The organism is Citrobacter sp. MGH104 (assembly GCF_001034485.1).
Lineage (GTDB): Bacteria > Pseudomonadota > Gammaproteobacteria > Enterobacterales > Enterobacteriaceae > Citrobacter > Citrobacter freundii.
Map to the genome: position 1 here is coordinate 1,969,053 of NZ_KQ089818.1, position 12,723 is coordinate 1,981,775.

Genomic DNA, 12,723 nt, shown 5'->3' on the forward strand with positions numbered 1-12,723 from the left:
AACCGGAGCAAGTGCTCCGGTTTTTTACTTTTGGGCAGTTCGTTACTTAACGAACTCTTCGCCCAGAGTGATATCTTTCTTCAGCGTATCCAGCATACCTTCCAGCGCAGCTTGTTCAAACGCGCTCAGCTTGCCGATAGACTGACGCTCTTCTACGCCGTTTTTACCCAGCAGCAGCGGCTGAGAGAAGAAGCGAGCATACTGACCATCGCCTTCAACGTAAGCACATTCAACCACACCTTTTTCGCCGCTCAGTGCGCGAACCAGTGACAGTCCGAAACGTGCTGCGGCCTGACCCATAGACAGGGTTGCAGATCCGCCACCGGCTTTAGCTTCCACAACTTCAGTACCCGCATTCTGGATACGTTTGGTCAGGTCAGCTGCTTCTTGCTCGGTGAAGCTTACGCCAGGAATTTGTGACAGCAGCGGCAGAATGGTCACGCCAGAGTGGCCGCCAATAACCGGGACTTCAACGTCGCCAGGCTGCTTGCCTTTCAGTTCCGCAACAAAGGTGTTGGAGCGGATGATGTCCAGCGTGGTCACGCCAAACAGTTTGTTCTTATCGTATACGCCTGCTTTTTTCAGGACTTCTGCAGCGATAGCAACGGTCGTGTTCACCGGGTTGGTGATGATACCGATACATGCTTTCGGACAGGTTTTAGCAACCTGCTGCACCAGATTCTTCACGATACCGGCGTTAACGTTGAACAGGTCGGAACGATCCATACCCGGTTTACGTGCGACGCCCGCGGAGATCAGTACTACATCAGCACCTTCCAGTGCAGGAGTAGCGTCTTCGCCACTGAAGCCTTTGATTTTCACAGCAGTAGGGATATGGCTCAAATCAACGGCCACACCAGGCGTTACTGGAGCGATGTCGTACAGGGAGAGTTCTGAACCTGAAGGCAGTTGGGTTTTTAACAGTAATGCTAGCGCCTGACCGATACCACCAGCAGCGCCGAGGACTGCAACTTTCATCCTAAACTCCTTATTATATTGATAAGCAAAGTGTCTATTGCTCCGCGGCGGCGACCTTAATTCACAAATCCAACGAATACAACAACCACGCGTCAAGAATGCGTAGTCACGCAAATTTGGCTTTTATGCATTTAACTTACGTAAAATAAAACCTAAGTTACGTAATTCAAAACCACCCGCACAGTAGAGCAACTTTCCAACAGGTGCTGACAATATACCCTACCCACCTCTCAAAACAACATCAATTTGATAACATTTAATTTACTTTTAACCTTATTTGCGAGCCGTGACACAGGCATGTTTCTTGATAACTAAATTTGATAAAATTCCGCTCTTTCATAACATTATTTCAGCCTTGAACAAGGCAGACTGTTTGCATAAAAATTCATCTGTATGCACAATAATGTTGTTTCTACCGCCATATTACGGGTGACTTATGCGAAGCTCGGCAAAACAAGAAGAATTAGTAAAGGCGTTTAAAGCGCTGCTTAAAGAAGAAAAGTTCAGCTCTCAAGGCGAAATCGTCCTCGCATTGCAGGATCAGGGCTTTGATAATATCAATCAGTCCAAGGTTTCACGCATGCTGACCAAATTTGGCGCCGTGCGTACCCGCAATGCGAAAATGGAAATGGTGTACTGCCTTCCGGCGGAACTGGGCGTGCCTACAACCTCCAGTCCGCTGAAAAATCTGGTGCTGGATATCGACTATAACGATGCGGTCGTGGTTATTCATACTAGTCCTGGCGCTGCTCAGTTGATTGCACGTCTGCTGGACTCATTGGGGAAAGCGGAAGGTATCCTGGGTACGATTGCCGGTGACGATACCATCTTCACCACCCCAGCTAAGGGTTTTACGGTAAAAGATCTGTACGAAGCCATTCTGGAACTGTTCGAACAAGAACTGTAATACCGCCTCCCCGTCGTCTCGCGGCGGGGGAAAACACTCTCTTTCTACCCCCTTCCGTCTATTTTTAACTGCTATGCATTTAACAAATGGTGCGTTTAACCGTCAAAAACCATTCACATAGTGAATGTGATGGCTTAAAAACGCACATTTTGCAAAAAACCATATCCAATTGATTTTATTTAATTTATTTCTTTTAAAATGTTCGAAACGCTCTTTTTAATTCCATTTGGTTATAAAAAATATTTTTCTTAACACTTAATACCCACGGAAACAATTAGCGTGGTATTAATTTATAAGGTTATTAGTGTATACTTGATTTTGTGATGAGGGTCACAGAACACAGACCCCTATAAAAGAATTCGACGAGGTAAATATCATGAAAATCAAAACTACTATTGCAACCTTAAGCCTTCTTTCTGTTCTCTCCTTCGGTGCAAGCGCCGCGGTTACTCAGGTGAACTCACAAGAAGCACAGAATCTGCAATCTATGGGTAGCATCTCCGTATCTCAGATCGGTAGTTCACCAATGGACATGCGTCAGGCCATCGCCGCTAAGGCTGAAAAAGCAGGCGCCAGCAGCTATCGCGTCACCGAACTCCGTGAAGGTGCTCACTGGCACGCTACTGCAGAACTCTACAAATAAACCCTCGTCGTCTAAGTCCGACGACTTGCCCCCGCCTGCCGGGGGCTTTTTTATACCTTACATTGAGTGGCGAACGTTAAAACGCAACTGCCCTTCCAGCTCTTCTTCCGCTTCATCGAACAGTAAAATCAGCGCGCCGTATCGCCTGCGCAGCTTGTCCGGTAAATGGACAAATTCAATCTCCAGCGGCAACGGTAAAACTTCCCCGATAACCACCTCCCACAGAGAATCTAAATCAACCACCTTCTCCCTGGCGAGACCGAACGTGCGCGTAAACTCGCGATAGAAATCACCCTGGTCTTCTATCTCGTCAAAATCAAATGTATAGATATTCATCTATAGCCACCATCCCGACGCCAGCCACTCTACAGACCGCCAATATGTAGGGGTCTCTCGCATTTTCAGGTAAGTATAGCCATAAAAAAACCGACGCTTTTAGCGTCGGTTTTCAACTCTTAATTACTGACCAGCGCATGCTGGTATTTGTGCAACATCCCACTGAGTCGTTTTACCGGCTCGGTCACCTGTGGTGGTGCTTGCCAGATGATTAATTTCTCCTGATAGATCTCAAGCTCTTCCAGCAACTGGCTAAAGTAGCGTCGGCGCTTGTCGTCATTTCCTGCAGAAATCACGCGATCGGCAGTGCGTCGAAGCTGGCGATGGAATGCGGAGAGATCTTCGTTTACCGGCACCGGCGCATCGCGCAGGCGCTGATGCGCGATGATCATGGTCAGCGCCAGGCGAAACTTCGCCAGGTCGCCCGGAAATTTGTTCATCAGCAAAAACAGCTGCTGATAAAGCGCCGGGAGGTGGTTTTCTTTACGACGTACCACGTTGGTGGTCATCGCTGAAACCGCCGCCGAGACAAACTGGTTGAGCAACACACGACCCGTTCTGTCACGAGAGTTATCACGCACCAGCAGAATGACGATAAACGCCAACATGCAGCCAACAATCTGCCCCAGTGCACTGTCAAGGAACTGGCTAAAGTGGAAGGTCATCGGGTTATCCAGCACGATGATATTAATGGTGCTGGCCAGCGCCCCCATCGAACCCAGCCGTCGTTTCTGTACTTCAATCCCCAGAAAGAATCCCAGCACTGCCAGGCTCAGGCACAGCAACAACATGCTTTGCTGCGTATTAGGGATAATCACCAGGAAATAGAGTGCCCCGAGCGGTAACGCCGCCAACGTACCGTAGATAAAGTCTATCGCCACCATGCGCGGGTTGGGCAAACGCATTGCCAGCGAGGTGACGACCGCAATCATCACCATTGCGCCGCTGCCGGATGTCCAGCCGGTCCACAGCCAGAATAAGGTTCCCAGCACACAAGAAAGCGTGGTGCGCCAAAAGTTAACCATCGCATGGTGACGCTCGGCAGATTCCACTTTCACCACCGGTTCACCTTGCAGGATCTCTTCTTCGATAGCGCTAATTTTGGTGTTGCTGACAACTCCACGTTTAAGTAACAGATAGCGCGTTGCCGCCCCGGCCCAGGTGTAAATTGTGACAGGTGTGTCACGTTCACCGGTCCATGCAATCACCCGACGCATCCGCTTCAGCTGTTTATGGACATCCTGTACCGTTTCAACCGGCGTATCGAACAACTCGCGGAAGGTATCGGTGATCAGTTCTGGTCGGGTATTCTGAATAAGATAGGTTTCGCAGGATTGTGTGATAAGCGTAAGCGACAGCGTATTCAATGCCTTGAGTCTGCGGTTAGCCCGCACCCAGCGCGAGGACTCCATATTCAGGTTACTACGCATGCCTTCCAGCGCCGCCGTACGCCGGACTAAATCTCCCCAAGCTTTGTCCACTTCCTCACTGTCGCCATGCTTAATGCACAGCTGCATAAGCTGATATTGCGCCACCAGCAGGCTATCCAGTTCAACATCAATCTCCTGCTTCACCGAACGGGGCGAAAAGAGCAGGTCGGCAACAATGGCACAGACAATACCCATCACAATTTCACTACAGCGTTCGAGCGCAAATTGCGGCGTCAGCAGCGGTTCAGCCTGGATAGTAATGACGATGATCAGCGCCGTATAGCCTGAAAGCCCCCAGGCATAAGAGTTTTCGATCTTCACTAACGACGAGATCCAGGTACAAAAACCAGCCCAGATACAACACACCAGGATCATCAATAGTGGGGCGCGGATCATGCTGATGATAATGATCAGGGCGGCAATACAGCCGATAAATGTCCCGACAATACGCAACATGCCGCGATAGCGGATAGCACCTGAATAAGGTTCTCCGCCAGCGGCAAAGGCCGGACCTGCCGCCACAATGGCCGCGGTCAGCACCGCCCAGCGCGGGGTCTCAAGCTGGAAGTGAAAGCCAACGAACAGCGCCAGTACAATCGCGCAGGCCAGTTTTACCGCAAAGCGGATATGCTGGTTGGCAATGGAGAAAATACCCATCGCGATTAACCAAACTCGCGCAGGCGGTGCGCCATTTTACGGAAGAAAGATTCCTGGCTGGCATCGCGATCCTGCTTGCCGGTAATGACGACGGTCGCCGTCGTCCCGGCAGGCCACAAGGTTCCCTGCTGCTCATCAAGACGAATTCGTACCGGCACACGCTGCGCCAGACGCACCCATTCAAGATTGGAATCAATGGTCGCCATACCCTTGGCGTCCCGCGTGCTGCTGGCATTCGTTACGCCAGCCGCCACGCTATCAACCGTGCCCTTCAGCACATTATTACTGCCAAGCGGGGTGATTTCAGCGCGATACCCAGGGCGGACGCCTTCCAGTTTGGTTTCTTCCATATACGCCAGCACATAGAAAGAATGCTGTTTGACCAATGCCACCGCCGTGGAACCGCGCGTGATAAATTCGCCGCTATAGACGTTCAGGTTCGTCACCCAGCCGTCTGCTGGCGCGCGAATAACGGTACGTTCCAGATCTAATTTCGCCAGATCGCGGGTCGCTTGCGCCTTCGCAAGCTGGTGTAATACGGTTTGCAGGACGTTGTTTGATTGGTCAATCTCTTCACGAGACATAGCCTGCACGCCCAGCCGGTTACGACGACCGGCCTCCTGGCGTTTTTCCTGCGCCAGTACCTGATAATAGGCCACGTCAGCTTCGGCCTGCTCGAGGGCTTTCTTATAGCGTGGCTGGTCGATAGTGAACAGGATCTGATCCTTTTTCACCAGTTGGTTATCATGGATGTTAACGTTGGTAATAAGGCCCGCAACATCCGGCGCAATCGCGACGACATCGGCGCTGAAACGCGCATCACGTGTCCACGGCGACTCGGTGTAGAACACCCATGCGCGGAAAATAGCGATGAAAGCCAGAATGACCAGTATCACGGTAATGGCCGTGCGGGAGAGTTTTCTTGTTAGTGTTTTCACTTCAACCTCAAACGAACAGGCGCGTTATTAAATAGAACAGACAGCAATACAGCGCGGTGTTAAACAGAGCCGGATGCCAGACAAAATCATAGATGCCAGTCGGAACAAGCACCCGGCGCACCAGCCAGAAAATCGCCAGTGACAAAAGTAATTCGAAAAAAATCGGTGGGAAGGACAGACCAAACACCACGATAACGGGAAACAGACTCATGTTGACCTTGGTAACGTAAGAGAGTGCAGATGATAGATTTTCTAGCGTATGTCACCGCAGAGAAGGGCAAGGATGAGCCAGGCGAGAGCGACATAGCCGTTATTTGAATAATAATATATTAACGTAACTGTTATGCTGTTATCTATATTATGTGATCTAAATCACTTTTAAGCCAGAGTGAACAATGGAACGATTAAAACGTATGTCGGTGTTCGCCAAAGTTGTCGAAATGGGCTCCTTCACTGCCGCCGCAAGACAGCTACAAATGAGCGTTTCATCGATAAGCCAGACGGTCTCAAAACTGGAAGATGAGCTACAAGTCAAGCTGCTAAACCGCAGCACGCGTAGCATTGGGCTAACTGAAGCCGGTAAAATATATTATCAGGGCTGCCGGAGAATGCTGCACGAAGCGCAGGATGTTCACGAGCAACTCTATGCCTTTAACAACACGCCCATCGGCACTCTGCGCATTGGCTGTTCTTCAACTATGGCACAAAATGTCCTCGCCGGATTAACCGCCACGATGCTGAAAGAGTATCCGGGATTGACGGTAAATCTGGTGACCGGCATCCCGGCCCCGGATTTAATCGCTGATGGTCTGGACGTGGTTATCCGCGTCGGCGCGTTGCAGGACTCCAGCCTGTTTTCACGCCGTTTGGGGGCTATGCCGATGGTGGTCTGCGCGGCGAAAAGCTATCTCGCACAGTTTGGCACCCCGGAGAAACCTGCCGATCTCAGCAACCACTCGTGGCTGGAATACAGCGTGCGCCCGGATAATGAATTCGAGCTTATCGCTCCGGAAGGAATTTCCACCCGCCTGATCCCAGAGGGTCGTTTTGTGACTAACGATCCGATGACATTGGTGCGCTGGCTGGCCGCAGGCGCGGGCATTGCCTATGTACCGCTGATGTGGGTGATCAATGAGATCAATCGTGGCGAAGTGGAGATTCTGCTTCCCCGCTACCAGTCGGATCCTCGTCCGGTCTATGCGCTGTATACCGAAAAAGACAAATTGCCGCTCAAGGTGCAGGTGGTGATTAACTATCTGACAGACTATTTTGTCGATGTAGCGCAGTTGTTTCAGGGAATGTACGGTCGGGGAAAAGAGAAATAAAAAAAGTATAGGCCGGATAAGGCATTGACGCCGCATCCGGAAAGATGCCCGATCGCACTGGTGCTTATCGGGCATACATCATGATGTTATGCGGTGCCACCCACGGTCAGGTTATCCACCTTCAGCGTGGGCTGGCCCACGCCCACCGGCAGGCTCTGCCCTTCTTTACCGCACACGCCAACCCCGTTATCCAGTTTCAGGTCGTTACCCACCATCGAAATCTGCTGCATCGCTTCGATACCAGAGCCAATCAGCGTCGCGCCTTTCACCGGTTTGGTGACTTTACCGTTTTCAATCAGATATGCTTCAGACGTAGAGAACACAAATTTTCCGGAGGTGATATCCACCTGGCCGCCGCCGAAGTTAGGCGCATAAATACCGTATTCAACGGATTCGATGATTTCCTGCGGCGTAGATTTCCCCGGCAGCATATAGGTGTTGGTCATACGTGGCATCGGCAGGTGCGCGTAAGATTCGCGGCGACCGTTACCCGTTGGCGCAACGCCCATCAGGCGCGCATTCAGTTTGTCCTGCATGTAGCCTTTCAGAATACCGTTTTCGATCAGCACGTTGTACTGACCCGGCGTGCCTTCATCATCAATAGCCACAGAGCCACGACGGTCCGCCATTGTGCCATCATCCACAACGGTGCACAGTTCTGACGCTACCAGCTCACCCATGTGACCGCTGAATACCGAGGTACCACGGCGGTTAAAGTCGCCTTCCAGACCATGACCGACCGCTTCATGCAGCAGAACGCCAGGCCAGCCAGCGCCGAGTACTACCGGCAGCGTACCAGCAGGCGCAGCTACCGCTGAGAGATTAACCAACGCCATGCGTACGGCTTCTTTCGCCCATGCGTCAGCACGAACTTCACCATCAAGGTCGCCCAGGAAATAGTCATAGCCAAAACGACCGCCGCCACCGCTGGCGCCGCGCTCGCGCTTACCGTCCTCTTCCACCTGTACGCTTACGGACAGGCGTACCAGCGGGCGAACGTCAGCGGCCAGCGTACCGTCGGTCGCTGCTACCAGGATCAGTTCATAAACACCGGTCAGGCTGGCGGTTACTTCCTGGACGCGCTTGTCGGCGGCACGCGCCACGCTGTCTACGCGGCGCAGAATATCCAGTTTCTCTTCGCGGCTCATGCTCTGCAGGGGATCAACCGAGGTGTAAAGTGCCTGATGCTCCACAGCTCCCAGCGTTTTTACTTTGCCGTCACCGCTGTCACGCACGATAGTACGGGCAGCATGAGCACTCTGCTCCAGCGCCAGCAGGCTAATCTGGTCTGCATAGGCAAACCCTGTTTTTTCGCCGCTGATGGCGCGCACGCCAACGCCCTGATCGATATTGTAAGAACCATCTTTAATGATGCGGTCTTCTAAAACCCAGGATTCGTGATAGCTCGACTGAAAATAGAGATCGCCGTAATCAAGACGGCGTTCGGCCAGTTGGCCCAGGATGGCAAACAGATCCTGATGTTTCAGGCCATTTGCCGCTAGCAATTGTTCACTTACCAGGTTCAGACTCATCGTTTTGCTACTCATTAGTTACTGTTGTAGGCCTGATAAAACGCGCCAGCGTCGCCATCAGGCACTTCAATGCCGGATGGCGGCGTGAACGCCTTATCCGGCCTACGGACTGCGGTAGAGGATCTATGTTGAGATTGGGGCAATTACTCGCCCCCGTCAAATTATTGCTGGCTTTCTTTGCGCGGCTGACGCAGAACTTCGTTAATCTGCGGCTTATCGACCGGACCGGTGATGCGATAACGCAGAATCGACACTTTGCTCCACAATGGTCCCAGAACCTTACTGGCAGCAAACACCGCCGCGCCGACAATTGGATTGACAGCAAACGCAGCGGCAACGCCTACGGTGGCAGAAATTTCCGGCGCGACAATGGCTTCCATATCCAGCTCCCGGCGCACCAGGTTCACCGAGCCTTTCATCGCAATGTCTGCCTCCAGACCGTCCACCAGCGTGTCATCGGTATGCATCACGCCATCTTTGATCCAGGCCGTGCTGCGAATCGAGTCGAAATAGAAACCTTCGCTGAAAGTATCGCTAAAATCAAAACGCAGTTTACGCAGCAACGCATCAAAGCTCAGCAGTCGCAATAGTTGCCCCGCATGTCCGGTGCTGAGTTCAGTAAGCTCACCTTTGCCCAACCGGGTACGCAAAATCCCATTCAGCGAAGCTTCATCTGGATCCCATGGCGGGTTACGCCAGTGCAGGTCATACTCCACGTTGAACGAAGAGTTACGAATCGGGGTCGATACGCCAAAGAAACTGGCAGCGGAGTCAATTTTACTGCCGCTCAGTTTACCCTTCAGTGACGTTCGTTCTTTGCCCGGCGCGTTCACCCACACACCATCGGTGGTCAGTCTGGCAAAGCCTGTATCCAACAGACCGTTACTCAGCGTTAGCGTGTCGCCTTTAATCGCCACATCGGCGTCAATGCGCCCGTATTTCTGTCCCCACATCCAGCACTCGGCACAGCGTAACTGAACATCCGGCCAGCCGTGGAAGCTGACGTTGCCCACGGCGGAAAACGGCGAGGCTGGAGTACTATTCAGTGGTGCTTTCGTCGGCGACGCTTTCGCCGCGCTGGGGTTGTAATAAAGATACTTAATATTGGCCAGCCACGGCGCATTATTGCGCATAGCCAGCGTGGCATTAATTTCACGTCCCTGCGCCTGCACGATGGAGCCATTGCTCGCAGGCTCAGACACGATACTCAAGTTATTCCACTGCTGACCGCCCAGGGATAACGATGGCGTACGCACCGTGATGCGCTGCGGGAAGTTGGCGTTGGTGCCAACGTTATCTGCTGCGCCTTTCTGGAACAACGCCAGCCATTGCGCGCCATCCATAGGGGGAAGGTTAAGCTCAATGCCTTGCTGATCGGGTAACGCGGGCACGGTACGGCTTTCCGACGTCCAGATTGCGCGGTCAAGCGTCAGTTTCTGATTCAGCAACCAGCGGCTGTTAAAGTGGTTCTTACTGCCCGCGTTGCCGGTCACTTCAAAACTGCGCAGATTGCCGTTGGCCTTAACGTTCACCGGTAATGCCTCACCGGCTGCCTTATTCAGCGGAGCAGGTAAGTGGCTACTTACATTCTTCAGGTCGCCTTTAAGCTCAATGTCGTAGGTCGGTCCGGCATGATACGGAAGATCGATACCCACCTTGCCATTCCACGCCATGCTGCCGCTTAAGGCATCGTTGACCTGCGCTGGTAAAATCCCCATGCGGGTTGGCTGCCAGTCGCCTTGCAGGTTCACGGCTACCTGATAGGCTTTCGCCCCTTCGGTGGTGGAGAAGTCGACGTTCAGCGGCTGATTAAACCAGTTCGCCGTCATCGGCTCGCTCTTCAGATCGCCGTTGATAAAGCTGAATTTACCATTCAAATTCTTCAGCGTGCTGTCGAGCGGTTTAATAAACAGGCTGTTATTACGCAGGTTGACATCGCCTTTGGCGGTAACCAGCGAGCCGTCTAGCGGAATATCCAGATGTAAGCGAGCATTCACATCGCCGTCAATCTGCAACTGCTCAAGCGTAGCGCCGAGGGAGTCCTTCAACGGCGTCTCATCAAAATAAGGTCCGACCGCCTTGCCCGGCCCGTTGATATCGGCATCAATCAGCAGTTTTTCTTTAGCATAGTCGGGAATATTAGCCGTCAGGTTACTGGCCTTCACGCCGCCTAAATTGACGCTATCCGTCTTCATCCACAGACCATCGTTAATGAAGTTCAGTTCAATATTGAGATCGGTTAGCGCAGGCCAGTCGGGCTGGAAAGCAAATTTCGCGTTACGTAGCGGCACCAGAACCTGAAATTGCCCTTCGTTGTGCAGATACGGGAACAGATGCGGGTTACCGCCATACACCAGCGTGGCGTTATCCGCTTCGCCGCCCTGAATAGCGCCGCTGAGGTAGTCAACCAGCTCTTTGCCCATCAAGTTTTCCGGGAAATAGCGCCAGGCCTGAGAGCCGTCGTCGGTGCTAATGCCAGCCAGAATGCCTAACCACGGTTCATCTCCAGTGGGCTGCAGATAGCGAAAACCACCGCGTGCGCGTACCGCTTTCGCTTTAACATCGATGTTGCGCCCATCTAACTGAAAACCTTTATCATTTTTCAGCCAGCTTAGCGTCGCCACGCCGTTCTCTATTTCCAGCGGCGCGCGGAAGACAGTTTCATACGGCATTTTGGCTTGCTTCATGGAGGCGGTGAGCGCCCCATTTTCAACGCTGCCCGCAAGCGTACCGGAGAAATGTTCTGCCCCCGGCAGCAGCTTCCACTGTTTCCAGGCCAAATCGGTCCACGAGGACAGGAAGCGGGTTTTTTCTGTCGCCTGTAACGGGATATCCAGCGCCAACACATCGATCTTGCCGCTTGGCTGCGTGGCCCGCCAGATATCACCCAACGCTGGTGATAACCTGGACGCCATCGGGCGCAGACCTTCTAACCCGGCCAGTTCCAGATTGCTGGCGCGAATGCGTAACTCGTCGCTGCGTTTGTTATTCTCGCCACCGACTTCCTGCTCAGGGATCCATGCCAGCGTTAATGCACCGCTCGGCCAGGGTTTATCATCCATGGTAATACGAGTATCGGGAATAGAGAATTGCCAGCCCGCCTCTTCACGGCTGATGTGCGCCGTCAGATTATCGACGGAGAGCGTGTGCGTACGATTTTCACCCAGCCAACTTGCTCCACCTTTTTTCAGCCAGACATCGCCACCAGAAACGACGCCTTTGCTGATCGTCATCCATGCTTCCAGGCTAAAACGCGCGGTTTGTAGCGCGACATTATCCTGCATCCATTTGCCCAACCACGGTTTGACGTCAATGTCGTCTGCCTGCAACCAGACCCGACCATTATTCAATAGCCCATTATCGTCGCGCAGATCCATCCTCACCTGCATAACGCCGTGCTGTCCGGTCAGGCTGGAGAGGCTGACCTGACCCTCGGCGCGATGCCGATTTTTATTGTTCAGCCAGGTAAGCTGTGGGATCGCCAGTTCAGCACGTTGGCCTGAGAGGGTTATAAAGCTGATATGACTGTCGCGTAGATCGAAATGATCAAACTGACGCAGGAAGAGATTGCTGAGATGGTCGGTTTCAATTCCATCTCCGCCTTCGCTACGCTGGATAGGAGTATTGGTGCGCAACTGCAGTTGCCAAAAGGTGAGATCGCGAAACTGCCAACGCATGTGCAGCAAACTTTGCCAGACATCCAGCGCCAGCGTGACGCGTTTTACCGAAAATTCTCCCCCATCTTTTAGCTGCGCTTGGATATTACGCGCTTCAAGCGTAGGACCGAAATTTTGCCAGCTGGCAGAAAGCTGACTGGCGGAAACAGGTAGACCTGTAGCGGATTCAATCTTGCCAAGAATGGCTGGACGCCAGCTATCAAGATGAGGTAACGCAAGGCGCAGTCCACTGACCAGCAGCGCTGCGATGACAACGAATGCGGCTCCAGTGAGCAGTAATATCCCCGGCAATCGCCTCAC

Annotated in this window: 10 protein-coding genes; 3 read left to right on the forward strand and 7 right to left on the reverse strand. The window is 52.5% G+C overall.

Features of this window, described 5'->3' with window-relative positions:
• Positions 1–42 precede the first annotated feature (42 nt).
• A complete protein-coding gene (gene mdh / locus SK34_RS09175; protein ID WP_003025158.1) occupies positions 43–978 on the reverse strand; it encodes a malate dehydrogenase in 936 nt (311 codons plus the stop codon).
• Positions 979–1,414: 436 nt separating this feature from the next.
• On the opposite strand from mdh, the gene argR reads away from it, so the two are divergent.
• Positions 1,415–1,885 carry a transcriptional regulator ArgR gene (gene argR, locus SK34_RS09180; RefSeq protein WP_003025162.1) on the forward strand — a complete coding sequence of 157 codons (471 nt, stop codon included), beginning with the start codon at positions 1,415–1,417 and terminating at the stop codon, positions 1,883–1,885.
• 376 nt (positions 1,886–2,261) lie between these two features.
• On the forward strand, positions 2,262–2,528 hold the full coding sequence (gene yhcN, locus SK34_RS09185; RefSeq protein WP_003025165.1) for a peroxide/acid stress response protein YhcN: 267 nt from the start codon (positions 2,262–2,264) through the stop codon (positions 2,526–2,528).
• Positions 2,529–2,585: 57 nt separating this feature from the next.
• Here the strand turns inward: yhcN and SK34_RS09190 are convergent, their stop codons facing one another.
• From SK34_RS09190 to aaeX, 4 genes are all read right to left on the reverse strand, one after another.
• Entirely contained in the window at positions 2,586–2,864 is a 279-nt protein-coding gene (locus SK34_RS09190) for a barstar family protein (RefSeq protein ID WP_003025168.1), read from the reverse strand.
• A gap of 119 nt (positions 2,865–2,983) precedes the next feature.
• On the reverse strand, positions 2,984–4,951 hold the full coding sequence (gene aaeB, locus SK34_RS09195; RefSeq protein WP_003025171.1) for a p-hydroxybenzoic acid efflux pump subunit AaeB: 1,968 nt from the start codon (positions 4,949–4,951) through the stop codon (positions 2,984–2,986).
• Positions 4,952–4,956: 5 nt separating this feature from the next.
• The gene (gene aaeA, locus SK34_RS09200; RefSeq protein ID WP_003025174.1) at positions 4,957–5,889 is read right to left on the reverse strand and encodes a p-hydroxybenzoic acid efflux pump subunit AaeA; all 933 of its coding nucleotides are present in this window, start codon (positions 5,887–5,889) and stop codon (positions 4,957–4,959) included.
• 7 nt (positions 5,890–5,896) lie between these two features.
• On the reverse strand, positions 5,897–6,100 hold the full coding sequence (aaeX, locus tag SK34_RS09205; RefSeq protein ID WP_003025177.1) for a p-hydroxybenzoic acid efflux pump operon protein AaeX: 204 nt from the start codon (positions 6,098–6,100) through the stop codon (positions 5,897–5,899).
• Positions 6,101–6,284: 184 nt separating this feature from the next.
• On the opposite strand from aaeX, the gene aaeR reads away from it, so the two are divergent.
• Positions 6,285–7,214 (forward strand): HTH-type transcriptional activator AaeR, encoded by a 930-nt coding sequence (aaeR, locus tag SK34_RS09210; protein WP_003839896.1) that lies wholly within the window; start codon positions 6,285–6,287, stop codon positions 7,212–7,214.
• Positions 7,215–7,300: 86 nt separating this feature from the next.
• On the opposite strand, the gene tldD is transcribed toward aaeR, so the two are convergent.
• Both tldD and yhdP read right to left on the reverse strand, forming a co-directional pair.
• Positions 7,301–8,746, reverse strand: coding sequence for a metalloprotease TldD (gene tldD / locus SK34_RS09215; protein ID WP_003025183.1), 1,446 nt, complete (start codon positions 8,744–8,746; stop codon positions 7,301–7,303).
• Positions 8,747–8,907: 161 nt separating this feature from the next.
• Positions 8,908–12,723 carry an AsmA2 domain-containing protein YhdP gene (gene yhdP, locus SK34_RS09220; RefSeq protein ID WP_048232886.1) on the reverse strand — a complete coding sequence of 1,272 codons (3,816 nt, stop codon included), beginning with the start codon at positions 12,721–12,723 and terminating at the stop codon, positions 8,908–8,910.

Excerpts from the sequence above, each read along its gene's own strand:
- mdh (WP_003025158.1), bottom strand. The coding sequence starts at position 978 with ATGAAAGTTGCAGTCCTCGGCGCTGCTGGTGGTATCGGTCAGGCGCTA.
- argR (WP_003025162.1), top strand. The coding sequence starts at position 1,415 with ATGCGAAGCTCGGCAAAACAAGAAGAATTAGTAAAGGCGTTTAAAGCG.
- yhcN (WP_003025165.1), top strand. The coding sequence starts at position 2,262 with ATGAAAATCAAAACTACTATTGCAACCTTAAGCCTTCTTTCTGTTCTC.
- SK34_RS09190 (WP_003025168.1), bottom strand. The coding sequence starts at position 2,864 with ATGAATATCTATACATTTGATTTTGACGAGATAGAAGACCAGGGTGAT.
- aaeB (WP_003025171.1), bottom strand. The coding sequence starts at position 4,951 with ATGGGTATTTTCTCCATTGCCAACCAGCATATCCGCTTTGCGGTAAAA.
- aaeX (WP_003025177.1), bottom strand. The coding sequence starts at position 6,100 with ATGAGTCTGTTTCCCGTTATCGTGGTGTTTGGTCTGTCCTTCCCACCG.
- aaeR (WP_003839896.1), top strand. The coding sequence starts at position 6,285 with ATGGAACGATTAAAACGTATGTCGGTGTTCGCCAAAGTTGTCGAAATG.
- tldD (WP_003025183.1), bottom strand. The coding sequence starts at position 8,746 with ATGAGTCTGAACCTGGTAAGTGAACAATTGCTAGCGGCAAATGGCCTG.